This window comes from Chryseobacterium daeguense DSM 19388 (assembly GCF_000430825.1).
GTDB lineage: Bacteria > Bacteroidota > Bacteroidia > Flavobacteriales > Weeksellaceae > Chryseobacterium > Chryseobacterium daeguense.
Genome location: NZ_AUMT01000002.1, coordinates 252135 through 275626, shown reverse-complemented (window position 1 = coordinate 275626; position 23492 = coordinate 252135). Strand labels below are relative to the sequence as shown.

Sequence of the window (23492 nt, the reverse complement as noted above, 5' to 3'; positions counted from 1 at the left end):
AAGTTTTATATACAGGGAAGACGCATACAACAAGGAGGCCGCGAAGGTTTTTCTAAAAGCTCTGACGGTAATCTTAATATAAAGCTTTCCACTCCGGGAGGAAATGAGCAGGGAACAAATCCGGAGCAGCTTTTTGCAGCAGGATGGTCGGCATGTTTTATCGGAGCCTTGGGAATAGCCGCCAGAAAAAGAAAAATAAGACTTTCTCAGGATACTGCCGTTGATGCTGAAGTTGACCTTTGCATGGATGATGACGCTTATTTTTTACAAGCCCGCCTTAACGTAAGCCTTCCGGGAATTGACAACAAAACGGCAAAAATACTCACTGAAGAGGCTCATCAAACCTGTCCGTATTCTAAAATGTTCAGAGGAAATATTAATGTGGAAATTAATATCGTCTGATCTTCTCATATTTACCTGTATTTTCTAAACAGAATCCGGCGCGGGACTTTGTCCCGCGCCGGATTCCCTATGTAATTTAAATGAACTAATTATCAAAACGAAAGACTTTTTGCAAAGCCTTTTGCCAGTCAATCAAATACGTGGAAATTAATTTTTAACCACTTTTTTAGAGAACATCTGTCCGTTCTTTAATTTTAATTCTATAATATATACTCCATTAGGAAGTCCCTGCATATTAATCTGGTTACCGGAAAACAGAACATTGAGCTTTTGGCCTACAATATTGTTTACAGCTACTGTATCAATAGCCGAATCGGTTTTAATATTTAAAATTCCGTTGGTGGGATTTGGGTAAACACCCACTGTTTTTAATCCGTTATGAATATCAGAAGTACCCAAACCTGTAATATCTTTAGTACACCTTACCGATTCTCCCTGCCCTCTTGGACCTCCGGAAGTAGGCGTTACAATAGTGGATCCTACATAAAGATATTTCCCTCCGGAATTAGCCGTATCCGAGCTCCAGAAATAACCCCGCTGTCCTACGTAAGTAAGGTTTCCGGTGGAACTGCTTCTGTAGCCTCCCGCCGGTAATTTTAAATAGCTTGCGTATGCCGTTGCGGGATTGCTGATTCCTTCCACTCCCACCAGAGTTACCCATTCTGCGGTCGTCGGAAGTCTCCAACCCTGCCCGATTGCCTTACAGGGATCTGCTCCGTTTGCTGATGTAATGCCACCAACCGTATCTGCTTTCCATGTATCACTGGTTGCATTGGCAGCCCACCAGGAAGCTCCGCTTGGACCTAAGATAAATTGTGTAATACCCGCCAAACCGTCCGGTGAATTAACAGATGGAGCATTTGTGGTTGCTGAATTTCTCAGCTGATGTCCATCATCCCATCTTCCCCACTGGAAAAGATCTCCAAAAGAGTCAGCATCATCAAATGAGCCCGCAACTTTTGTGCTTCCTAAATTTTGCTGAAGCCAGATTTTTCCGTCTGCTCCTCTTACAGTTGTACAGGTCACAGCCTGTCCTCTGTAATTGAATGTTACACATCCAAGATCACCCGTATTGGTTCCCGGATCTGTATTATTACATCCCGGAGTATTGGTATTGGCCAGAGAAATTCTTTTTACTTTGGTCCCGTCCTGAGAATAGGCCGCAACAAGATAATTATTCACGCTATCAACCGCCAGATCATTGAAAGTCGCCTGGCCGTCAGATATAAAGTTTCCTCCAAATACGCCCCATGTTTGGGTAACAGCATCTAATTTGTAAACGGTATTTCTTAAAAAATCATCATTTTCCCAACGGCTGGCAACTACATAAGGTATTCCTCCAGAAGTGACGGCAATCGCTACATGCTGAATTTTTCCTGAAGAAAAATTGGCGTTTCCTAATTGAGCCCAGCTGGTGCCGTCAAATTTTTTTACATTTAATTTCTGCCCGTTCGCTGAATTTGAAACATAAGCAACAAAGAGATTGTTATTTCCATCAATAGCAATATCTGCATTATACTGTTCCCCGGAAGATGATGCATCCACAATGTTTCCACCCGCTAAAATCCAGCTCTCTGCCCCGGTTGCCGTTACACTATTCTCATGCACCCTTACTCCGCCTGAAATATTGCAGGTATAAACTTTATTGTTTGTCCCGATAACCATTTCGGCGAAGGAGGCTCCATTTGAAAATCCTGTATTTCCCACCTGCTCCCAAACTCCTCCCACGTAACGCTGCACAGTTCCGGAATTATGAGTGGAGTAAGTGAACGGAATATTTGAAGGTGAGACAGCAGAGGCCTGATAATTAACCGTTGATGTTGTAGGACTTGCCAATTGTGACCATGAAGTACCGTTAAACTGACGAACCTCTAATCCATTTCCCTGGTTTGTATAGTATATATTTCCCTGCCCGTCAAGGCTTAAAGAATTAAAAGTCGCTGTTCCGGTTGTAATTCCCGCACTTCCGCCAACATACGACCATGAAGAACCGTCGAACACCTGAACTGAGCCCTTCGCAACAGAAATATCATAATAAGAAAGATAATATTTTCCGTTTTTTATGACTAAATTATTATAGCTGCTTCCGGCTGCGGAAACCGTCTGTACTCCTCCTACGTCTTCCCATTGCTGGGCATATATCAAATTTCCTGCGATGAGCATCAGGCTAAAACCCGCTCCTAATTTCCGCACCGCAATCTGTAATTTTCCGAACATAATTAATATTATTTTTATTTATTCTAAATTATATTTAATTTTGCGCAAAATTAGTTGACATATTTAACCTCAAGTTATCATTTCCCAACTTTTTGTTATCCTACAATCAGCTTTTATTTGAAATTGTACCACCAGAAAAAATTTTCCAATGAAGAGCCTACCTAATAAAGGATTATTGTTCAAATCTGATGACATTAAAATCATTTTGCATGAGGGTTTGAATTCCGGAAAATCTTCAGAAAAGATGATTGAAAGCCAATCCAGCTTTAATCTGCTTTTTTTCCTGAGCCAGAACATCAATCTGGAAGCAGAAGATTGTGGAGCAAAATTTTTGTTCAGAAAAAATCAATATATTTTACACTATTCTTCAAAGGAAAGCGCCGCAAAACTTTGGACAGAAAGCCAAGAGTTTCTAAAATATCTGCAGATTGAGATGAATTATAATTATATTTCAAACCTCATCAATCCGGAATCCAACAAAGAAAATGCTGATATATTGGAATGCATGATCAGGAATAATTACATTTTTCTTCATAAGCAGACTCCACCGTCTATGACTGTTGAAATGCACATCATTTTAAGGGAAATCATAAGTTATTCAAAAAAAGGAGTGATGCAGAAGTTATTCGTAGAAGCTAAAATTATCAAGCTCTTACTTCTGATTTTTGATCAGTTTAATGAAAAAAATACTTTAGAGGAAACTCCGAGAATCCCGTTCACGGTAAAAAAATTTGTGGACGAAAATTATCATAAAAACATTAAAGTAGAAGATATCGGAAGACTGATTGGTATTAATCAGAATAAAATACGGAGAGAATTCAAAGTACAATACAATATTACAGTAAGCGATTATATGGCCGAACTGAGAATGCTAAAAGCCAGGAAGCTGATCATCAACAAAGATTTGATGATCAAGGAGATTGCTATTGAATGCGGCTATGAATATGTACAGAACTTTACAAGAGCTTTCAAAAAGAAATTCGGAATGTCCCCGGAAAAGTTGAGAAATGAATAAAGAAAAACCACCTACCGAAATAAGTGGCTTATATATGTTGTTTTGCTTTGATATTGCTTTCTCAGAATTCAGGTGAGAAAACAATGACAATCAATTAATGATGTCCGTGACTATCGTGACTGTGATCATGAATAAAAGGCCCATGCCCTTTAGGCTCGTTGTAGATAACTTCTACACCTTCCTGCTCATAAATCATTTTACTCCTAATATCTTCAGGATCAAATGGTTTTATTTTCCCGAAATATTCTTTCAAACCTTCTGTCAACCACATTGGAATTACCAATCCGAAGAACATAAAGATACACCAGAAACCTACTAAGAACATAGTAAAGAAAAAGATTGTCCAAAGGAACTGGTAAAACGGCCAAAATGCTGATAAAATCGTTATCATTTTTCTTAAAGATTTTAGGCAAAAGTAGGACTTTTTTGTTTTTTAAACAAATATAAGTGCCCTATTTTGAAATTTGTTTTGATTTTAAATTAATTAATGTGCAAGATCTGCGAAGAAATCGTTTCCTTTATCATCTGTAATGATGAACGCCGGGAAATCCCTTACTTCGATCTTTCTCACCGCTTCCATTCCTAATTCAGGGAAATCAACAACCTCGACAGACAAAATATTGTCTTTGGCTAAAATAGCAGCCGGCCCCCCGATAGACCCTAAATAGAACCCACCGTACTTTCCGCAGGCATTAGTAACGTCTTTGCTTCTGTTTCCTTTTGCCAGCATGATCATGCTTCCGCCGTGGCTTTGGAATTCATCTACATACACGTCCATTCTTCCAGCAGTAGTAGGCCCAAAGCTCCCCGAAGCCATTCCTTCAGGAGTTTTTGCAGGTCCTGCGTAATAAATCGGGTGATTTTTGAAATATTCAGGCATTGGCTGCCCGCTGTCTAACAATTCTTTGATTTTTGCATGGGCAATATCTCTGGCAACAATCAGCGTTCCGTTCAGTTTTAATCTTGTTTTGATAGGATATTTTGAAAGCTCAGCTAGAATTTCAGGCATTGGCTTATTCAGATCAATTTCAACGGCAGCTTCTAAGTGTGGCGGAGTATCCGGTAAAAATCTCTTTGGATCCTGCTCCAGTTGCTCTAAGAAGATACCTTCTTTAGTAATTTTCCCTTTAATATTTCGGTCTGCAGAGCAGGAAACACCCATTCCAACAGGGCAGGAAGCGGCATGGCGAGGAAGCCTGATCACTCTAACGTCATGCGTTAAATATTTCCCTCCAAACTGTGCTCCAATGGCACTTTCCTGGCATATTTTCTGAACTCTTGCTTCCCATTCCAGGTCTCTGAACGCCTGTCCGGCTTCATTTCCCTCCGTAGGAAGATTGTCATAATATTTTGCTGATGCTTTTTTTACCGCTGCCAGGTTAGCTTCCGCAGAAGTTCCCCCGATAACCAGAGCCAAATGATAAGGCGGACAAGCTGCTGTTCCCAAATCTGAAATTTTCTCTTTGATGAATTCTTCCAGGGATTTTTCATTCAATAAAGATTTTGTCTTTTGATAAAGGAAGGTTTTATTGGCGGAACCTCCTCCTTTTGTTAAGAACAAAAATTCATAGTAATCTCCTTTTTTGGTATAAATATCAATCTGGGCCGGAAGATTAGACCCGGAATTTTTTTCATCGAACATCGTAAGCGGAACGATTTGAGAATATCTTAAATTTCTTTTTTGATAGGTGTTATAAATTCCTCTGCTTAAATATTCACCATCATCCACTCCCGTGTACACATTTTCTCCTTTTTTACCCATTACAATTGCCGTCCCCGTGTCCTGACAGGAAGGTAAAGCCCCTTCCGCAGCAACCGCAGCATTTTGCAATAAGTTGTAAGCAACGAATCTGTCATTATCTGTAGCTTCAGGATCATCAATAATTCTTCTCAAACTTTCTAAATGTGAAGAACGAAGCATAAAAGAAACGTCTGCCATTGCTTCTTCAGCCAACAGCTCAAGACCTTTCGGATCAATGGTTAAGATTTCTCTTTCACCCAGCTTTTCTACTTTTACATAATCTGAAGTAAGCTTCTTGTACACCGTATCATCTTTCTGAATCGGATACGGATCCTGATATCTAAATTCCATTTCAATTTTTTAATGGTGCAAAAATACGGCTTACGAAAAAAGCATGAGTAAAATCAGTGACTTAGATTGATATTTATAATGATTATAAATTGCGAGTTTTTTAAGGTTTGCTTAATTTTAAGAATGCTTATTTTAAATTAAATTCTTTGAAACCTAACAGGTTTTAAAAACCCATTAGGTTTGAGACATAAAAAATATACTTCAATAAAAATTAAAAAATTACAGAATAATGAATTACAGAATAGAAAAAGACACCATGGGCGAAGTGCAGGTTCCTGCGGATAAGTTTTGGGGTGCACAAACGGAACGTTCGAGAAACAATTTCAAAATTGGCCCGGAAAGTTCTATGCCGCACGAAATCATCGAAGCTTTTGCTTACTTAAAAAAAGCTGCAGCATTTACCAACACCGATTTGGGAATTCTTTCCTCTGAAAAAAGAGACATGATCGCAAAAGTCTGCGACGAAATCCTTGAAGGAAAATTAAATGATCAATTTCCATTGGTAATCTGGCAAACCGGTTCGGGAACACAGTCTAACATGAACGTAAATGAGGTGATTTCCAACAGAGCTCATGTAAACAACGGCGGAACGTTGGGCGACAAATCCGAAATCCATCCGAATGATGATGTGAATAAATCTCAGTCTTCCAACGACACTTATCCAACAGCCATGCACATCGCGGCTTATAAAAAAGTAGTGGAAACAACCATTCCTGCGGTTGAAAAATTAAGAGATACTTTAGCTCAAAAATCAGAAGTTTTTAAAGACATCGTTAAAATCGGTAGAACGCATTTAATGGATGCCACTCCTTTGACTTTAGGTCAGGAATTTTCGGGATATGTTGCCCAGTTGAATTATGGAATTAAAGCTTTAAAAAACACATTGCCACACCTTTCCGAACTTGCTTTGGGCGGAACGGCGGTTGGAACCGGCTTAAACACACCTCAAGGCTATGATGTAAAAGTTGCGGAATACATTGCAAAATTTACAAACCTTCCTTTTGTAACAGCAAAGAATAAATTTGAAGCATTAGCAGCTCATGATGCGATTGTAGAATCTCACGGAGCTTTAAAGCAATTGGCGGTTTCCTTGTATAAAATTGCTCAGGATATCAGGCTATTGGCTTCCGGGCCGCGTTCGGGAATCGGGGAAATTCACATTCCGGAAAACGAGCCGGGTTCTTCCATTATGCCCGGAAAGGTAAATCCTACACAAAATGAAGCAATGACAATGGTTTGTGCACAGGTTTTAGGAAATGATACTACGATTTCTTTCGCCGGAACGCAGGGAAATTATGAACTGAATGTTTTTAAACCGGTAATGGCTTACAATTTCTTACAGTCTGCTCAGTTGATTGCGGACGCATGCATTTCATTTAATGATCATTGTGCCGTAGGAATTGAGCCGAATCATGAAAGAATAAAAGAGCTTGTTGACAAATCTTTAATGCTTGTAACCGCTTTGAATACACACATCGGGTATGAAAATGCAGCTAAAATTGCTAAAACAGCCCACAAAAACGGAACAACTTTGAAAGAAGAAGCCGTAAACCTCGGACTTTTAACTGCCGAGCAATTTGATGAGTGGGTGAAGCCTGAAGATATGGTGGGAAGCTTGAAATAAAATATTATTTATTGAATAATTGAACGCAAAAACCTCAGGAATTCTGAGGTTTTTTGTATCGTATTTCAACCCTTCAAGGTTTAGCTTAATGTTATATCTATAGTTTCCACCGGTTTGGAAACCTGATCCGCAAAATACTGCTCCAGATCTTTCAATGTTTCAGGATTGGTCTGAATATCTTTTACCAGAAGGCCTTTATTTACAACAACAATTCGGTTGCAGACTTCCGTAGTATGAGAAAGGTCATGGCTGGAGATGAGAAAAGTTACACCCTCCTGCTTTGATAATTCTTTGATTAAATTTTTAAGCTTAATCTGTGTAGAAGGATCAAGATTAGCGAAAGGCTCGTCTAGAATAATGATTTCCGGATTTCCAATGATGGCTCCTACAATTCCTACTTTTTTCTGGTTTCCCTTGGAAAGATCCCGGACGTATTTACCTGAATTTAAAATTTCACCATTAAATAAATCATGAAACTGCTTCAGAAATTCATCTACGGAAGCTTTGTTCTGCCCTCTTAATTCACCGATAAAATAAAAATATTCTTCCGGTGTAAGGTATCCGATCAAAAAAGAATCATCTACAAATGCCGAAACTTTATTTTTCCATGCCTCAGATTCATTTACTTTGATCCCGTCTATGCTTACAAAACCGGTGGTAGGCTGAATCAGGTCCAGCATTAAACTGAAAAGCGTAGTTTTTCCCGCTCCGTTATTTCCTACCAGCCCGAAAGTTTCACCGTTTGGGATTTCAAGGCTTTCTATATTCAAAACGGTTGCTTTACCGTAAGTTTTTGATAAATTATTAATCGTAATCATATTAATCTTTGTTTTTGAAGGCTTCTAATGTGCTGTATTTTTCTACTTTATAGTGCTTTACGATGATATCGAAGATTTTTTCCCTTAATAAAAATCCTATTAACCCTAGGATCGCAATACTGATAACTCCCGCCGTTATCCCAAAGAAATACTGCATCAGACCGAAAACGGCCATAGGTAAAATCATTTTAGGAATCAGCAGCAGCAATGATTTCATATTAAAACTATTTTTCTGCCCGAATCTTTTTTCTTTTGCATTCAAATCAATCTGGGTTTTGTTAAAGGCGCCTGACCAAAGTGTAAACTGAGAATTAACTCCAATATTATAAATTCCCGCCGCAAAAAAAGTAACATACATTTCCCACCCGAAATAAGCATAGCAGATCGCCAGGATAATAGAAATTCCGGTAACAATATTCATCAGCCACCATTTTGCCTTTAAATATTCTTTGTACGGAACATTGAGTGTCATCATTAAAGGATAGTAAGAGCTGTCGAACGCAGGAACCCGCTGCCCGAACATGAACTGAAATCCGCCCGTTACAAACAATCCCATAAACATCATCATTGCAGGTGTTTTGTAAATGGGAGAAGAAAACATCAGAAGCCCGTAAAAAAGAAACAAAAGGCTTCCTAATAAAATGCCTTTAGTCACTTTATTTCTTCTCAGCATTTTAATATCATTGTTAATGAAAGTTCCAATGGCGCCGTATTTATTTAAGAAAGCAATATTTTCGGTTTTCCCGATTGTCTTTTTAGCTTCCAGACCTTCATCGAGATAAAATATTTTCCTGATGTGATGATAGCAAACCTTCCACAAAACAGAAAATAAAAGTATTGAGAGCAATGCAAAATAAGGTCTTTCAAAAAAATTATAGAAAAATCTTTCAGAATAAGACAAGACAGGGACAATATTGTAATAAGCAAGTCCTCCAACCGCAGCAAAAATACATCCTACAACAATGGCAACATTTTCTTTATCATTAAAAAGTATATTGATAAAATTATTCAGATAAAATAAAAGAGAAACCCCGATAAACCATCCTAAAACACTTACAACACTATATCCGTTGAATAATGCAATTCCGCAAAAAGTAACAAAAAACAGGGAGTTCAACCAGCTCAGAGCAGACAGGAATGTTTTCCCGAGCATATAATTGACAAGTGTTTTTTTCGGAATGTTTAGTGTAAGGAAAGGCTTGATATTCTGAGTAGGCAACTCCTGCCACAAATATTTTAGCATCAAATCAACAGCCCAGGCCGCAATTAAAAACCTTGAAACAACTTTTACAGGATCCTGGTGCATCTCTTCTTGTATAAGATAAAACGCTGCAAACGCGCCTCCTGCCAGACAAAGCATAAAATAAAGGATTCCGATAAAGCGAAGAATCTTCATCGCCAGATTGATCCCTAAAGAACTGCCCCGGAAAAAACTTTTGAATTCTAATCTCAGGAATTTAAAAAACATAGTTACTTTTTTTACATTAGTAAATATATGAGTAAAAATGTTACATCTTTTCAAATACCATTATTAAAATATGCAATGTCTTGCTGGGATTCTCGAAGCCTTTTGCATAATATTTTGAGAGCCGTAGAATACAATTGGGAATAATTTAGCCTATCAATTCTTTTGCCTGCGCTAAAGCCGCTTCCGTAATCTTACTTCCGGAAAGCAATTGGGCAATTTCGTTCAGCTTTTCTTCTTCATTTAAAGAAACAATTGTGGATTGGGTTTTTCCGGCAACGTCCTTTTTTACTACTTTGTAATTATTATTTCCTTTTGCAGCAACCTGTGCAAGGTGAGAAATTACGATGAGCTGCATATCCGCAGACATTTCGCGCATCAGATTTCCTATTTCTTCAGCTACTTTTCCGGAAACTCCGGTGTCGATTTCATCTAAAATCAAAGTGGGAAGCTCATCACTTTCCGCAATGATTTTTTTTACGGCTAACATCACTCTTGATCTTTCACCTCCTGAAATAGCGATCTGGATCGGTTTTAAAGGAAACCCGGAATTCGCCTGAAACAAAAGCTGTATGTTTTCTTTTCCAAAGAGGTTAAAATCTGAGGTATTTTGTAAATCAATATCAACTCTTGCTTTTTCCAGTCCTAATTTTTTAAGCAGACCTTCTGCCTTCTGAATGAAAACCGGAATATTTTTTTTCCTGTTTTTAGAAAGCTTTTCAGCTAAAGTCTGGAGTTTTTTCTCCTGTTTAATGATATTTTCTTCTATATCCGAGATCAAAGATTCCAATTCGGATGCACCTTTTTGTTCGCCGGACAGCTGATCCCTGATTTCTTTCAATTCATTAATATCAGATACATTATGCTTTACAAAAAGATTATTAATCCTGTTGTTTAAATCTGTTAGTAAAGCTAGATTTTCAGGATTTATTTCAATTTCCTCAGCTTCATTTTCAAGCTCTGAAATGATGTCTTTTAATTCCACAAAAGAGGTTTCCAGCCTTTCATCAAGCTCTGCAAAGCTGTTAGAAACTTCTGCAATTTTAGAAAGTTTGTTTTTTGCTTCATTAAAGAAAGACAGAATTCCCACTTCTTCCTGATGAAATCTTGATAACACCTGCGCAAGGTTTTCGGAGATCATTTCTGCGTTTTCCTGAACAGATAACTGATTCTGAAGCTCTTCATAATCCACATTATCCAGCTGAAGTTCTTCAAGCTCATTCAAAAGAAATGTCTTATAATCACTTTCTTTATTGCTTTCGGAAAGCTGTGTCTGATATTTTTTAAGCTGTGTTTTTAAGCTTTGAAAATCTGAAAATTCATGTTGGTATTCCTCAATGAGCTGCCTGTTTTCAGAAAGTCCGTCGATAATTTTAAACTGGTATTCGGAGGTAAAAAGATTTGATGTTTCAAACTGTGAATGAATATCAATCAATTGAGAGGATAGTTCCTTTAAAATATCCAGAGTCACCGGAACATCATTGATAAAAGCCCTTGATTTTCCGGATGGCAAGATTTCCCTTCGGATAATCGTCTGGTGCTCATAATCAAGATCATTTTCAACAAAGAATTTTTTGAATCGATTATTTAAATCAAATTCAGTTTCCACAATGCTTTTTTCTTCTGCGTTTGAAATGGATTTTACATCCGCCCTTTCGCCTAAAATCAGCCGTAAAGCACCTAAAATAATAGATTTTCCCGCACCAGTCTCACCAGTGATTACCTGTAAACCGTTGTGCAATGATACTTCAAGGGTATCAATCAGGGCAAAATTTTTAATGTAAATTCTCGAAAGCATTGATAATAGCAGATTACTTAGCTATTGCAAATATAGAACTTTAGACGTCAGAATTCAAGCGAACATTACTGTTTCCATTTGCTCCATCTGGCATCTATATTTTTCGGAGATAAAATGGTCATTTCATTTTTAAGATCTCCCAGCACAATTCCGCCATTATTCCCGGAATTGAAAATATTAAATATCTCGTCCGCTTTTGTATCTATGAAAAGATTGAAAAAATACGCCTGCTGGAAGGTATTTTCATATTGTTTAAGCTGCATTAAAGCATCAAAAATCACTTTTTTGCCCGCTGTCTGATCCTGATTGAATAAATTATCCAAACCTGCTCTGTGATAAGAATAGATGGTAGCTCTTATTTGGCTCCAGTTCGGGCTCATAATTTCTTTAATTAAAATCGAACGGCTTCTAGGCTCGTTGATCTGCTTCCATCCGTCGTAAGTATTCTGAGATTCTCCGTTCTGCGCGATCTGCTGGGCTTTCTGGAACCATTGTGTTCCCGCCATCGACTGGAAGCTGTCTGCATCAATCCCTAAAATAACATACACATAAAAACTGATAACATCAATTAAATTTTTTCCGGAAAACTGTCTTTCATTAAAGATAAGATTCTCATTTTCAATATAATCGAAAGAAAATCTCTGATCCTGTAAATTGATAAGCGGCGACTCATAAGTGGTATTATAGACCGGCCGCACCGCCTGAACTACCATATTTCCACGGAAACGGTTTCCGTCTCTTTCGGTAATTACAATGGCAAAATTGCATTTTATTTTTTCGAAGTTCTGGAGTCTTTTTCCTGTCCAGCTCGTGTTATTGATAAAGTCGCGCAAGCTTTTCTCGAGGGCTTTGTAAGCTGACTGGTTACTTCCTCCCAGCTGCTGGGAATTCACCTGAACGGTTGCCAATAATTCTTGAGAAAAACTAATATTATATAAGAAAAGCAGTAAAAATAGGCTTATAATCTTTTTCATTATCTATTAAAAATTGAGAACGGAAATTTATTAAAATTATTTTAAAAGTTGAGACTCAACGAAATCCAAAATGTCTTTTGCAACATCATCTTTAGATTTCAGAGTAAATTCTTTCTTTTCCGTAGAGGTAAATATTTTTATTTTGTTGGTATCATTTTTAAAACCTGCGCCTTCATCCCGAAGAGAATTCAGAACAATCATATCCAGATTTTTCTTGGCTAATTTGGCTTTTGCATTTTCCTCTTCATTCTGGGTTTCGAGAGCAAAACCAACCAGGAACTGGTGTGTTTTCTTTTCGCCCATTGTTTTGAGAATATCCGGATTTTTTACTAATTCAATCGTTAAATTCTCATCATTTTTCTTGATTTTCTCTTTTGCCACTTCTTTCGGAGCGTAGTCTGCAACGGCAGCACTGGCAATTCCTATATCTATTGTGTCATAAAATTCAAACACTTTTGCCAGCATTTCTTTTGCTGAAGTTACTTTATGAAGATCAATATTTTTATCATTAATAGTTTGAGCGCTTGGCCCAGAAATCAAAATAACTTTCGCTCCTCTTTTTGATGCTTCTTCTGCCAGAGAAAAGCCCATTTTCCCGGAAGAATGATTCCCGATAAATCGCACGGGATCAATGGCTTCGTATGTAGGTCCGGCAGTAATGAGAACCGTTTTGCCCTTTAAAGTCCTGATATTATTTGAATTAAAAAATATTTCGATGGCATTTGCAATCGTTTCCGGTTCGGCCATTCTTCCCTGGCCTATCAATCCACTTGCCAGCTCGCCGCTTTCAGCAGGAATGATAAAGTGTCCGAAATCTTCCGCCATTTCCAAATTTTGCTTTGTAGAAGGGTGTGCATACATGTCCAAATCCATCGCTGGAGCAATAAAAACAGGGCATTTTGCAGACATATAAGTGGCAATTACCAGGTTATCACACATCCCGTGAACCATTTTCGCTAATGTATTGGCAGTACATGGCGCAACAACCATTACATCTGCCCACAGCGCCATTTCCACATGGCTGTTCCAGGTTCCGTTATCACTGTAAAAGTCTGTATAAACAGGATTTTTGGATAACGTGGAAATGCTCAGCTTAGTTACAAAATGTTCTGCATCGGGAGTCATAATAACCTGTACTTCCGCTCCTTTCTTCACAAAATCTCTGATCAGAAAGTGAGCTTTGTAAGCGGCAATTCCTCCAGAAATTGCGATGAGAATTTTTTTCCCGGAAAGGCTCATTCAGTTTAATTTTTTAAGAATACTAAATTACTTAATTTTAATTGAATATCCGTTTTTAATCCTAATGCTTTTTACGCAAGGCACAGAATTGTAAACGTATATAAACAACAAAGGTCATAAAAGAATAATTTCTTCTATGACCTTTATATATAAAAAACACAAATGATTTTTATTTTCTTTCTTCAGTTTTTCTGAAGTAAATATCTTCATTCAGCCATTCTTCAATTGCAATAGAAGTCGGCTTTGGAAGTTTTTCGTAATGTTTTGAGATTTCGATCTGCTCTCTGTTTTCGAAAACTTCTTCCAATGTAGAATTATGAACAGCAAACTCATCAAGCTTGTTATGCAATTCCGTACGAATTTCAGCATTGATCTGCTCTGCTCTTTTTCCCATGATAACAATCGCTTCGTAGATTGAACCTACTTTGTCTTCAATCTTATCCTTATCGTAAGTAATCGTGTTTACTTCTGCTTTTGTATCTTTTACACTCATTTTGAGAATATTAATTTTATTTAAGTTCGCAAATTTACGAATTATCTTTGAATTTTGAAAGTCGCTGCCGGTGGAGGGGTCTGAAGTGCCGCGCTGTCCCTCTGGATCTGTGTTGCTTTCTTCTCAGCTTCTACCTGATCTCTCATCTGCTGCTCTGTTTTTGTCTTTTCAGCGTTCTGAGCTTCAAGCTTTTTCTGTCTTTCCGTTAATGCTGCAATTCTTGCTTCTGTATTTTTCTTAACAACTACGAAATCTTTTTTCTCTTTTTCAAGTTTTTGTCTCAGATCCAAGGCTGTTTTGGCATATTCTGTATTCGGAAGCTCTTTTTCAACCTGTCTTGAGAAAGCCAGTGCGCTCTCAATACGCTCATCTTTAAGATCATAAACTGATTTTACAGCCAGCTCATAACGAGACTTCATGATATAATCATAAATTTTCGGACGAAGCTTTGTACTTGGGAAATCTTCCAGTACATTTTCCAATGCTACGTTTGCTGCTTTATAATCTCCCATGTTGAAATATTGCCTTGCGTTTTCGTAAGATTTAAATTCCAGCTTATAAGATAATTCTTCAATCAGCGTATTGATATTTTTTGATCTTTCCGATGTAGGATAATTGTTCAAAAAGTCCTGCAGTTCATTGATAGCTAGTTCTGTACTGGACTGATCCAGGTTATAATCCATAGATCCTTCATAGTAACATAAAGCCGACATATAAGCTGCTTCTTCTTTTCTGCTGTCCTGAGGAAAGCTTACTGAGAAGTTTTTGAACTGGTGGCCTGCCAGTTTATAATTTTTATCGTAATAATTTGCATACGCAGAATTGAAAACCACATTCGGGGCATCATCTGTTCCTGCAACAAGGTTGGGAAGCCTGTCATAAAGTGCTAAAGCATTTTTCCATTTCTTTTTAGCAAAATTATCATTAGCCGCCTTCAAGATGAAATTCTTATCAGCACTTTTCATCGCTTTTTCCTGCTGACTCACACATGATGCTACAACAGCTACAGCAAAAAGACCTAAAATATATTTTTTCATATAAAAAATTCAACAGTTTTCGGATTATAAAGCCGATTTACTAATTTGCAAAAATATAACTTTTTTGTCAATAGATTTTTTTTTATGATTATTTAACGTATTTTTAGTCTGTTGCGTATCCCAAAATTGCAAAAACGCTCATCAGGAGATTCATTCTTACCTTTTTTTCCGCTTCTTTGGCGTAGGTTTCCTCATTTTTATTCGGAACATACAACTCGTAAAAATTTCTGTTGCGTATCACAAATAAAGTAGACCCTATAATGGTTGTAAGAACATCTTCAGGCTTTGGGGTAAAGGTAAAAACCCCAGATGCAACCCCTTTTTTAATCACCTCATCAAGCTTTTTAACAAATAACTGGTAAAAATCCAGCAGCTCATCTTTCAGATTTTCCGTGTGACGAAGCTCCTGGGTAACGAATCCATGAAAATAATTATATTTAAATAACTGAGAGACAATATATTTAATAATTTCTTTCATTTGCATTTCCGGTTTACCATCCTTAATCGTATCAGCAAATTCTGAAAAGTTTTCCCTTGTTTTCAATACCCTGTACTGATAAAGGTATGACATCATTTTTTCTTTAGACCCAAAATAATAAGAGATCATCGCTACATTGATATTCGCTTTTGAGCAGATGTCCCTTACAGATGTCCCTTCGTAGCCTTTCTTTGCGATCAGCTCCTCGGCAATGTCTAAAATATGGATTTGTTTTTCTGTAAATTTTTTCTTCATGAAGTGTACTTTTAGTAAAGTTAAGAAATTTTTAACAGATTTATAAACGTTCGTTTAAGAAATTTACGTTAAATCTAAATTAATAGTATTTTTGAAAATGGAATTTTTTGATTTTCATCACCATAAAAAAAATACAGCATTCGGAATCTACAACCTCGACTATTACGATGTTCCGGCTAACATTCCTTATTCAACAGGCATTCATCCGAAAGATATTGATGTTAATAATATGGAAAACCAATTCCGCTGGCTTACATCGAACATTAAAGAAAATTGCTTTGCTATTGGAGAGTGCGGCCTTGATTCCTTTGTTGAGGTTGATCAGAAAATACAGGAAGACGTTTTTTTAAGACAAATAAAATTCGCTAATGAGATTAAAAAACCTATAATTATTCATTGCGTCAGGAAATTTTACGAAATAATTTCATTTAAAAAATACACTGAACAGCCGATGATTATTCATGGTTTCAATAAAAAGCAGAGCATTGCGGATGATCTTCTTAAAAATAATTTTTACCTGAGTTTTGGAAAAGCGGTTTTGTATAATTTATCTTTGCAAAATACTTTGAAAAGCACTCCTTTAAACAAAATTTTTCTGGAAACGGACAATGACGATTTCAATCTCGAAGAATTGTATCAAAAAGCTTCGGAAATAAAGGAAATTTCTCTGGAAAATTTAAATAAGCAGATTTTAGAAAATTTAGAGACGATAAAAAATGGATAAATACTGGTTGGAAAGAACGGAACTTCTCATCAAGGAAGAAGGTTTGGAAAAGCTGAATAAAGCGACTGTTCTTGTGGTAGGTTTAGGCGGAGTCGGTTCATTTGCAGCCGAATTTCTGGCCAGAGCAGGGGTTGGAAACATGACCATCGTGGATGGAGATACCGTAGATATCACTAACATTAACAGACAGTTACCTGCCCTGCATTCAACCGTAGGGAAACATAAGGTGGAAGTGGTAGCTGAAAGGCTTCTGGACATAAACCCTAAGCTTAATTTAATCAAAATCAATGAGTTCCTTAACCCGGAAAGGATGAATGAGGTGCTTGATGAAGGTAAATTTGATTATATCCTGGATTGCATTGACAGTTTAACTCCGAAACTTACTCTTCTCATTGCTGCCAGAAGAAGAAAAATAAAAGTCGTAAGCTCTATGGGTGCCGGCGGCAAAACGGATCCGAGCATGGTAATGGTACGCGACATCAGCAAAAGCCACAATTGTCACCTGGCAAGACAGGTGAGGAAAAGATTAAAAAAAGAGAAAATTAATAAAGGTATCCGTTGTGTTTTTTCCAATGAGATACAAAACGAAGAAAGCCTGAAAATGACTGACGGAACCAATTATAAAAGATCTTTTTACGGTACGATAAGCTTTATTCCCGCAATTTTCGGGTTGTATGCTGCTGCGGAGGTTATTAATTATTTAACTAAAAAAGATTAATATTTTTAATAAGATGCTTCGATAGTCTCAGCAAGACATTTTCAAATACTAACAGTCATAATTAGTACATTTATAGCAATACGTACGAATCTATCGAAGCATCTTAAACAATAAAAATTATACCTTATATTTACAGTCCGTAAATGACAAACTTCAAATATCCCAGAGCCGAAAAACTCAAAAAAAATGCTGAGATTACTTTACTTTTTGAAAAAGGTAAATGGAAAACGAATGGGAATCTGAGAATTATTATCCTTAAAAACAAACCAACAACTCCCGTAGACAGTACAAAGTTTGCCGTATCTGTTTCTAAAAAATATTTCAAAAAAGCAGTTCACAGGAACCGCATCAAAAGACTTTTGAGAGAATGCTACCGCTTAAATAAAGACCTGTTCAAGGAAGCTTTCGGGGAGAAAACGATGGCGATGATGTTTTGGGCTTCTCATGAAATGCCACAGAAATTCCAGGATGTGGAAGCACAGTTTAAAAAGCTTTGCCAGGCTCAGAAAAAATCTTGATTTTTTTTTAAATTATCATTTTAATAAAGATAAAGCGTAAGTATCTGTGTCAATCTGTGAAATCCGCGGGAGAAAAATAACCACAGATTTTCACAGATTGACACAGATGTTCGGGGAGATTTCTTTTAATAATTGAAATTTTTTAAAAATATATTTTTGTAACTTTAAGGAAACAAATCTGAAAATTAATATGTTAGACAACGTTCCTTATTTACCTTATGTGGTAAGCGCGTTTATCGGTATTGGACTTGCTGCTGCAACCGGCTTCAGGGTATTTCTGCCGATGTTTGCTGTGAGCCTGGCCTCTTATCTTCACTGGATTCCGATGAATGAGAATTTCGAATGGCTTGCCGGGCTTCCAACACTTATTACAACAGGAATCGCTACGGTAATTGAGATTTTAGCCTATTATATTCCTTTTGTAGACCATTTATTAGATACAATCTCGGTTCCAATGGCTACAGTGGCAGGTTCTGTATTATTTGCAAGTCAGTTTGCAGATCTTGGAACATTTCCCCAATGGGCACTGGCGCTGATTGCAGGAGGCGGAACAGCAGCCACAATCAGCTCAGGATTTGCCGGACTTCGGGCAGCTTCCACAGCAACAACGGGAGGAATTGGGAATTCTGTAGTAGGCACCACCGAAACGGCCGGAGCGGGAATTATGTCTGTGCTAGCAATGGCGGCTCCCATTATTGCGGCTATCTGCGCGATTGCACTGGTACTATTTGTAATATTTGTAGGGCGGAAAGCGTGGCGGAAATTAAGACCCAGCAAAGATGTTATCAATCATACTGAATAAAAAAAGGCTGAAATTTCAGCCTTTTTTTATTTTCTTTTAAAATTTCCAAGAATGATTCCTACCGGAGCCAATACAGGAAATATGAGTAATGCTAAATAAGGCAATATCCCAGATTTCTTTTTAAATAAAATAGAAATTGCCACAATATATAATATTATTACTGCTATCGCTACAAACAGGATTTCGAAAGGCGTTATTACCAGAATATTCATTATTTTAATTTTTACTTCTGAAATCTTTTATTTCCTGAATTTTTCCTTCGTAATATTCTTTCTTTTCAGGCGTTTTTTTAATCAGTGCTTCGAAAGCTTTTATTGCTTTTGTATAAAGCTTTTGCTCAATATAAAGATTGGCAAGAGTCTCCGTCATAAGGTGTGAAATATCATCATTTTTTTCCTTTACAACGAAGTTGACTTCTTCTTTTAACTGACTGATTTTAGGATTATTTTCAATGAAGGCTTCAATTACTTTCTTTTTAACCTCTGTTTTATCTTTTCCTCTTTCTTCCGTTCTGTCGATTTTCAGCCAGCTCTGCCAAGTATTGATAAACCCTGGAACATTGCTGTCAGGATTCTGAGCAGCATTAGTTTCGGTTTTTTCCTGTTTAATTTCCTTATTTTCTTCTTTTGTGTCGCGGTTATTTTCCTGCCTTTCAGATTGGGAAAGCGTCCATCCGGAACCGAAGAAAGATACATTCATTACCGGAGCTTCCTCTTTTTTCTCCTGTGGAGCTTCGGGAGCTTCCTCATCTATTTGCAGCTCTTGCGTATGGCCTTCAAATTTTTCAGATTCATCTAATACCAGCTCAGGAATTTCTTCTATTTCAGGCAGAATTTCTTCTGGTTTAATGACATCCTCATTTTTAGCTTCTGTCTGGGAAACTTCCGGCTTTGGAGCAGAAGGAATTTCTACAGATTTGTTAATTAGAGAGTCCGGCAAATTAGATTCGAAAAACATGGGCTTCCATGAAGAATTAACCTGAGTTTCTTCAATCTTCTGGTCTGATTTATCTTCAACAATATCTGTTAAAGCAGCCGGCTCTGGCTTATCTTCTTTCTTAGTAACTGGTTCTGATGGTTTTACTTCAAAACTCTGTGTCTCTGCAAAACTGATATCATGGCCAATATTTTCCGGTTCTTCTTCTTTTTTAATTTCCTGCGATGCGGCTTTTTCTTTCATTTTTTTCTCAACCTCTTCAATCAGGCGACGCATTTCCTCTTCATGCTTATTGATTGTTGGTTTTGAAATTTCCGGAGCCTTTTCATCAGCGTTAGCCTGTATTTTTACTTCCGGCAAAAAAGACGGCATTCCGTGGAAACTTAACTCCTCATCATCACGAACAGATTTTGTCTCCTTTTCAGAGGAAATTTTATCTTCATTAATGATTTTTTCAGGAGTAAAATCTGCTGATTCAATAGTTTTAGCGAATTCTTTAACCTCTTCTGCAGGCTTTTCTGTGTCTTCCGTTTTATTGGTATTAACCTGAACATCCGGCAAGAAAGATTGTGTTTCATGGAAACTTAATTCCGATTCATTTACAATTTCTTTTTCAGCTTCTGAAGTTATATTCTCTTCTTCGATAATGGTTTCAGGAGTAAATTCTTCAACTATTTCAGGCGTTTCTTTAACAGGAATTTCCTCGTTATGTATATTTCCCTGAATATTATCCGTTGGCTTTTCTGTTTTTTGCGTAACAATAGATACGGATTCTAAAGTAGATTCAAGATCAATCCTGTCTACATTTTCATCTTCAAGGAAGTTTTCTTCACCTTCAAATAAAATCCTGTTGCGTTCCCCGTTCACATACAGATGTTTGATCTCCTGCGGCGGTGTAGGAAGAATGGAGAATTGTTCTTTTTTGTCTGTTTCCTCCTCCTTTATATTTTCAATTGCTTCAGGCTCTGTTTCCACAACTGAAATCTCTTCTCTTTTAATGGGGAAGCTTCCTGCTTTTGTCTGATATAAAATTTTAAGCGGGTTCTCTGCCTGAGCGGGTTTTTCTTTTGTAATCTCAGGCTTAGTCCTGTGTTGAATTTTACCGTTGATTAACTGGTATAAAATCTTTTTATCCGTAGTGTAAGCCGCCGTTGTAGAAAGTACCTTCTGATAGTTTTCTTTATCATGAACATGAACTCCGTACAGGTACAAAGCTCTGATATTTTGAACATAGGGAAAAGAATTAATTTCCTCTTTCAGAAGATCGAGATCCTCTGACTGAATATTTTTCGGGGCCTTTAATAATTCTAAAACTCTATGATTCATCTTACCAATTCGCTACAATATCGTTAAATATTTTATTAATAATTCTGTCTGTCGCAATTTTCACCTGAGATGTTTCAATATCAGACTGCGATAGATTGCTGTTGAACACCGCCTCATCAGAATACGTCCTGTCAAAGCTGAAATCCGGGTGAAGCTTGTTTTCATAATGTACTTTCACTGTTATCGTAAGCTTGTTTTGGGATTCATTGACAACCCCGCCGGTATTTTGGTTCGTTATTGTATTTGACCCGATGGTTGTAGGTGTGATAGAATAATCTGTAATCTCACCTTCCACCAGAATATCAGGATTTTCTTTTGTTCCTTTTAAAGTGGTTCTCTGTAAAAAACGGTTCTGAATATCCGTAGAAAACTGCTGCGATAATGTAGGATTTACCAAAGCTGCATTGTTCGGAAATTCATTGATCTGGATCGTTTTCTCATCCGTTAAAGAAGAGCCTGTAAAGCTGTAGCACGAATGAAGCATCGTAAGGCACAGCAATAAAAACCATAAAAAAGCTTGCCGTTGTATTTTGATATTTTTTTTAATTTTAAAATTCATTTTTAGATCCGATTTCTTTTATTTCGTCATGCTCAATCTGCTGCATTGCATCTTCAAAAGCAAAATAATTCGTAACATATAAATAAGGCAGCGTCAAAAATATTCCAATTCCGCAAAGAATGATCCCCAATTGTGAAAGAATACTTACCACAATGCAGAAAAGGAAAATAGACAATAGATTATCTTTTGTCATTATTTTAGACATATTCCATGCTGTTTTTATGTCTTTTACTCCACCTAATGAGATGAGCGCTGCCATGTAAAAAGCTTTTAAAGCAACCACCAAAACACCAATATAAACCACTATCATATAAGGTATCATAATAAATGAAGCTACCGGTGAAGGCTCCCCTCCATTCTGCGTAATCAGCATAATGATAATCAGCGGAATATAAAGCGCGAATATACCCCCTATAATAATTAACTGCAAAATAAAATAAGGCGCAAAATCATCAAAATTAAAAATTTCTCCCGGCGCAGCATTCTGCCCTCTTCTTAGCTTTCTAAGATATTTGTACATATTTCCAACCGCCACTAATCCGCAAAAAGGAATAATTGACATGATGATACAAAAAATAAATGCGAGGAAGATATCTCCGAAGTTACTTTTCAAAAACTCATATCCGTTACTCAGATATTCATTAAATTTAAAATTGACTGGTTTTGCGTTGATTTGCATCATAATTTTATTCTTCTAGGTTATATTGTTTTATTTTTCTGTATAAGGTTCTTTGTGAAATTCCCAGTTCATCTGCCGCTTTGTTCCGCCTTCCTTTATGCTTTTCCAATGCTTTGATAATCAAATCTTTCTCGTTATTCTGAAGAGAAAGGGATTCTGGCCTGTTTTCCTCAATTTCAATATCCTCAATATCTTCATAACTATCTTCCGGACTTGAAATAATTGTCGGATTCTGAATTACGGGATTATCATTGGCATTTTCAAAATACAATAAAGAATTCGGAGCTGCATTCTGCTGTGTTTCAGGAGTATAAATTCTATTAATTAAATTTTTCTCATGATTGCTCAGATCTGCGGTTCCGCGGTTCTTTATCAGTTCCGAAGTTAAGGATTTTAAATCATTAATATCGCTTCGCATGTCAAATAGAATTTTGTACATAATTTCTCTTTCACTGCTGAAGTCACTTTGCTTTTGGGAATTCGGGGCATTGACAACCATCGGAAGATGGGCATCCATAGGGATATATTCCGCCAATTTCTCAACGGTAACGTGTCTGTTTCTTTCTACGACGGTCATTTGCTCCACCAGATTTCTCAGCTGACGGATGTTCCCCGGGAAAGTATAATTTTCGATATAATGTACAGCGCTCGGTTCCAGCTCCAGTTCCGGCATTCTGTATTTTTCTGCAAAATCAATGGCAAATTTACGGAACAAAAGATGAACGTCTCCTTTTCTTTCTCTCAAAGGCGGCATATCAATCTGCACCGTATTCAGACGGTAGTATAAATCCTCACGGAATCTTCCGTCCTGAATGGCTTTCATCATATTGACATTGGTAGCGGCCACGATTCTTACATTGGTTTTCTGAACCTGGGAAGATCCCACTTTCATGAATTCGCCGCTTTCCAGAACCCTTAAAAGACGAACCTGGGTCTGCAGTGGCAGCTCACCCACCTCATCAAGGAAAATAGTTCCGCCGTCTGCCACTTCGAAATATCCTTTTCTGGTAGCCGTTGCCCCGGTAAATGCTCCTTTTTCGTGCCCGAATAACTCAGAATCTATGGTTCCTTCCGGGATTGCTCCGCAGTTTACTACAATATAAGGCTGATGTTTTCTTTTTGATTCTGAATGAATGATTTTAGGAATAAATTCTTTCCCAACTCCACTTTCCCCGATTACCAATACTGAAATATCTGTGGGTGCCACCTGGATTGCTTTTTCCAAGGCACGGTTTAAAGCAGGAAAGTTTCCGATAATTCCGAAACGGTTTTTTATATTTTGTAGCTCGTTGCTCATAAGTATTAGATTATTTTTGTTTTACA

General features: G+C 37.2%; 23 protein-coding genes. 7 read left to right on the top strand and 16 right to left on the bottom strand.

Annotation, left to right across the window (positions count from 1 at the left end; all coding sequences use genetic code 11):
• The first annotated feature begins 9 nt into the window (after positions 1-9).
• Entirely contained in the window at positions 10-402 is a 393-nt protein-coding gene (locus H560_RS21050; RefSeq protein ID WP_228372416.1) for an organic hydroperoxide resistance protein, read from the top strand.
• Positions 403-549: 147 nt separating this feature from the next.
• Here H560_RS21050 and H560_RS0103770 read toward each other — a convergent pair whose 3' ends face one another.
• Positions 550-2619 carry a T9SS type A sorting domain-containing protein gene (locus tag H560_RS0103770; protein WP_027378799.1) on the bottom strand — a complete coding sequence of 690 codons (2070 nt, stop codon included), beginning with the start codon at positions 2617-2619 and terminating at the stop codon, positions 550-552.
• Positions 2620-2767: 148 nt separating this feature from the next.
• On the opposite strand from H560_RS0103770, the gene H560_RS0103765 reads away from it, so the two are divergent.
• Positions 2768-3634: a helix-turn-helix transcriptional regulator gene (locus tag H560_RS0103765; protein ID WP_027378798.1), complete on the top strand. Its 867-nt coding sequence runs from the start codon at positions 2768-2770 to the stop codon at positions 3632-3634.
• Between the two features lie 94 nt (positions 3635-3728).
• Here the strand turns inward: H560_RS0103765 and H560_RS0103760 are convergent, their stop codons facing one another.
• Together H560_RS0103760 and H560_RS0103755 are read right to left on the bottom strand one after the other, a co-directional pair.
• On the bottom strand, positions 3729-4025 hold the full coding sequence (locus H560_RS0103760) for a hypothetical protein (RefSeq protein WP_185095850.1): 297 nt from the start codon (positions 4023-4025) through the stop codon (positions 3729-3731).
• A gap of 93 nt (positions 4026-4118) precedes the next feature.
• The gene (locus H560_RS0103755; protein ID WP_027378796.1) at positions 4119-5726 is read right to left on the bottom strand and encodes a fumarate hydratase; all 1608 of its coding nucleotides are present in this window, start codon (positions 5724-5726) and stop codon (positions 4119-4121) included.
• A gap of 229 nt (positions 5727-5955) precedes the next feature.
• On the opposite strand from H560_RS0103755, the gene fumC reads away from it, so the two are divergent.
• Positions 5956-7350 (top strand): class II fumarate hydratase, encoded by a 1395-nt coding sequence (fumC, locus tag H560_RS0103750; protein ID WP_027378795.1) that lies wholly within the window; start codon positions 5956-5958, stop codon positions 7348-7350.
• A gap of 80 nt (positions 7351-7430) precedes the next feature.
• On the opposite strand, the gene H560_RS0103745 is transcribed toward fumC, so the two are convergent.
• From H560_RS0103745 to H560_RS0103710, 8 genes are all read right to left on the bottom strand, one after another.
• Positions 7431-8168, bottom strand: coding sequence for an ABC transporter ATP-binding protein (locus H560_RS0103745; RefSeq protein WP_027378794.1), 738 nt, complete (start codon positions 8166-8168; stop codon positions 7431-7433).
• Position 8169: 1 nt separating this feature from the next.
• Positions 8170-9636 (bottom strand): DUF5687 family protein, encoded by a 1467-nt coding sequence (locus H560_RS0103740; protein WP_027378793.1) that lies wholly within the window; start codon positions 9634-9636, stop codon positions 8170-8172.
• Positions 9637-9781: 145 nt separating this feature from the next.
• Complete coding sequence (locus H560_RS0103735; RefSeq protein WP_027378792.1) at positions 9782-11431, bottom strand: DNA repair protein RecN; 1650 nt, start codon at positions 11429-11431, stop codon at positions 9782-9784.
• Positions 11432-11496: 65 nt separating this feature from the next.
• The gene (gene porD, locus H560_RS0103730; RefSeq protein ID WP_027378791.1) at positions 11497-12405 is read right to left on the bottom strand and encodes a type IX secretion system protein PorD; all 909 of its coding nucleotides are present in this window, start codon (positions 12403-12405) and stop codon (positions 11497-11499) included.
• Positions 12406-12441: 36 nt separating this feature from the next.
• Entirely contained in the window at positions 12442-13644 is a 1203-nt protein-coding gene (gene coaBC / locus H560_RS0103725; protein WP_027378790.1) for a bifunctional phosphopantothenoylcysteine decarboxylase/phosphopantothenate--cysteine ligase CoaBC, read from the bottom strand.
• A gap of 169 nt (positions 13645-13813) precedes the next feature.
• Entirely contained in the window at positions 13814-14137 is a 324-nt protein-coding gene (locus H560_RS0103720; protein ID WP_027378789.1) for a DNA-directed RNA polymerase subunit omega, read from the bottom strand.
• 41 nt (positions 14138-14178) lie between these two features.
• Positions 14179-15174, bottom strand: coding sequence for an outer membrane protein assembly factor BamD (locus H560_RS0103715; RefSeq protein ID WP_027378788.1), 996 nt, complete (start codon positions 15172-15174; stop codon positions 14179-14181).
• Between the two features lie 103 nt (positions 15175-15277).
• On the bottom strand, positions 15278-15907 hold the full coding sequence (locus H560_RS0103710) for a TetR family transcriptional regulator (RefSeq protein WP_027378787.1): 630 nt from the start codon (positions 15905-15907) through the stop codon (positions 15278-15280).
• Between the two features lie 97 nt (positions 15908-16004).
• On the opposite strand from H560_RS0103710, the gene H560_RS0103705 reads away from it, so the two are divergent.
• The 4 genes from H560_RS0103705 (at position 16005) to H560_RS0103690 (ending at position 18669) form a co-directional block, all read left to right on the top strand.
• Positions 16005-16631, top strand: coding sequence for a TatD family hydrolase (locus tag H560_RS0103705; protein ID WP_027378786.1), 627 nt, complete (start codon positions 16005-16007; stop codon positions 16629-16631).
• On the top strand, positions 16624-17349 hold the full coding sequence (locus tag H560_RS0103700; protein ID WP_027378785.1) for a tRNA threonylcarbamoyladenosine dehydratase: 726 nt from the start codon (positions 16624-16626) through the stop codon (positions 17347-17349). The genes H560_RS0103705 and H560_RS0103700 overlap by 8 nt, the downstream gene beginning before the upstream one ends.
• A gap of 143 nt (positions 17350-17492) precedes the next feature.
• Positions 17493-17867: a ribonuclease P protein component gene (rnpA, locus tag H560_RS0103695; RefSeq protein ID WP_027378784.1), complete on the top strand. Its 375-nt coding sequence runs from the start codon at positions 17493-17495 to the stop codon at positions 17865-17867.
• Positions 17868-18057: 190 nt separating this feature from the next.
• Positions 18058-18669, top strand: coding sequence for a DUF4126 domain-containing protein (locus H560_RS0103690; protein ID WP_027378783.1), 612 nt, complete (start codon positions 18058-18060; stop codon positions 18667-18669).
• A 26-nt stretch (positions 18670-18695) separates the two neighbouring features.
• Here H560_RS0103690 and H560_RS0103685 read toward each other — a convergent pair whose 3' ends face one another.
• From H560_RS0103685 to H560_RS0103665, 5 genes are read right to left on the bottom strand one after another with little or no spacing between them, the layout of a single operon-like run.
• Positions 18696-18881: a hypothetical protein gene (locus H560_RS0103685; protein ID WP_027378782.1), complete on the bottom strand. Its 186-nt coding sequence runs from the start codon at positions 18879-18881 to the stop codon at positions 18696-18698.
• A 4-nt stretch (positions 18882-18885) separates the two neighbouring features.
• Positions 18886-20931 carry a hypothetical protein gene (locus H560_RS0103680; RefSeq protein WP_027378781.1) on the bottom strand — a complete coding sequence of 682 codons (2046 nt, stop codon included), beginning with the start codon at positions 20929-20931 and terminating at the stop codon, positions 18886-18888.
• A 1-nt stretch (position 20932) separates the two neighbouring features.
• On the bottom strand, positions 20933-21490 hold the full coding sequence (locus tag H560_RS0103675; protein ID WP_027378780.1) for an LptE family protein: 558 nt from the start codon (positions 21488-21490) through the stop codon (positions 20933-20935).
• Positions 21480-22172 (bottom strand): hypothetical protein, encoded by a 693-nt coding sequence (locus tag H560_RS0103670; protein ID WP_155844950.1) that lies wholly within the window; start codon positions 22170-22172, stop codon positions 21480-21482. Before H560_RS0103670 ends, H560_RS0103675 begins: the two co-directional genes overlap by 11 nt.
• A gap of 4 nt (positions 22173-22176) precedes the next feature.
• Positions 22177-23466: a sigma-54 interaction domain-containing protein gene (locus tag H560_RS0103665; RefSeq protein WP_027378778.1), complete on the bottom strand. Its 1290-nt coding sequence runs from the start codon at positions 23464-23466 to the stop codon at positions 22177-22179.
• Between the last annotated feature and the right edge of the window lie 26 nt (positions 23467-23492).

Coding starts and splice junctions, on each gene's coding strand:
- H560_RS0103770 (WP_027378799.1), bottom strand. CDS start 2,619: ATGTTCGGAAAATTACAGATTGCGGTGCGGAAATTAGGAGCGGGTTTT.
- H560_RS0103765 (WP_027378798.1), top strand. CDS start 2,768: ATGAAGAGCCTACCTAATAAAGGATTATTGTTCAAATCTGATGACATT.
- H560_RS0103760 (WP_185095850.1), bottom strand. CDS start 4,025: ATGATAACGATTTTATCAGCATTTTGGCCGTTTTACCAGTTCCTTTGG.
- H560_RS0103755 (WP_027378796.1), bottom strand. CDS start 5,726: ATGGAATTTAGATATCAGGATCCGTATCCGATTCAGAAAGATGATACG.
- fumC (WP_027378795.1), top strand. CDS start 5,956: ATGAATTACAGAATAGAAAAAGACACCATGGGCGAAGTGCAGGTTCCT.
- H560_RS0103745 (WP_027378794.1), bottom strand. CDS start 8,168: ATGATTACGATTAATAATTTATCAAAAACTTACGGTAAAGCAACCGTT.
- H560_RS0103740 (WP_027378793.1), bottom strand. CDS start 9,636: ATGTTTTTTAAATTCCTGAGATTAGAATTCAAAAGTTTTTTCCGGGGC.
- H560_RS0103735 (WP_027378792.1), bottom strand. CDS start 11,431: ATGCTTTCGAGAATTTACATTAAAAATTTTGCCCTGATTGATACCCTT.
- porD (WP_027378791.1), bottom strand. CDS start 12,405: ATGAAAAAGATTATAAGCCTATTTTTACTGCTTTTCTTATATAATATT.
- coaBC (WP_027378790.1), bottom strand. CDS start 13,644: ATGAGCCTTTCCGGGAAAAAAATTCTCATCGCAATTTCTGGAGGAATT.
- H560_RS0103720 (WP_027378789.1), bottom strand. CDS start 14,137: ATGAGTGTAAAAGATACAAAAGCAGAAGTAAACACGATTACTTACGAT.
- H560_RS0103715 (WP_027378788.1), bottom strand. CDS start 15,174: ATGAAAAAATATATTTTAGGTCTTTTTGCTGTAGCTGTTGTAGCATCA.
- H560_RS0103710 (WP_027378787.1), bottom strand. CDS start 15,907: ATGAAGAAAAAATTTACAGAAAAACAAATCCATATTTTAGACATTGCC.
- H560_RS0103705 (WP_027378786.1), top strand. CDS start 16,005: ATGGAATTTTTTGATTTTCATCACCATAAAAAAAATACAGCATTCGGA.
- H560_RS0103700 (WP_027378785.1), top strand. CDS start 16,624: ATGGATAAATACTGGTTGGAAAGAACGGAACTTCTCATCAAGGAAGAA.
- rnpA (WP_027378784.1), top strand. CDS start 17,493: ATGACAAACTTCAAATATCCCAGAGCCGAAAAACTCAAAAAAAATGCT.
- H560_RS0103690 (WP_027378783.1), top strand. CDS start 18,058: ATGTTAGACAACGTTCCTTATTTACCTTATGTGGTAAGCGCGTTTATC.
- H560_RS0103685 (WP_027378782.1), bottom strand. CDS start 18,881: ATGAATATTCTGGTAATAACGCCTTTCGAAATCCTGTTTGTAGCGATA.
- H560_RS0103680 (WP_027378781.1), bottom strand. CDS start 20,931: ATGAATCATAGAGTTTTAGAATTATTAAAGGCCCCGAAAAATATTCAG.
- H560_RS0103675 (WP_027378780.1), bottom strand. CDS start 21,490: ATGAATTTTAAAATTAAAAAAAATATCAAAATACAACGGCAAGCTTTT.
- H560_RS0103670 (WP_155844950.1), bottom strand. CDS start 22,172: ATGATGCAAATCAACGCAAAACCAGTCAATTTTAAATTTAATGAATAT.
- H560_RS0103665 (WP_027378778.1), bottom strand. CDS start 23,466: ATGAGCAACGAGCTACAAAATATAAAAAACCGTTTCGGAATTATCGGA.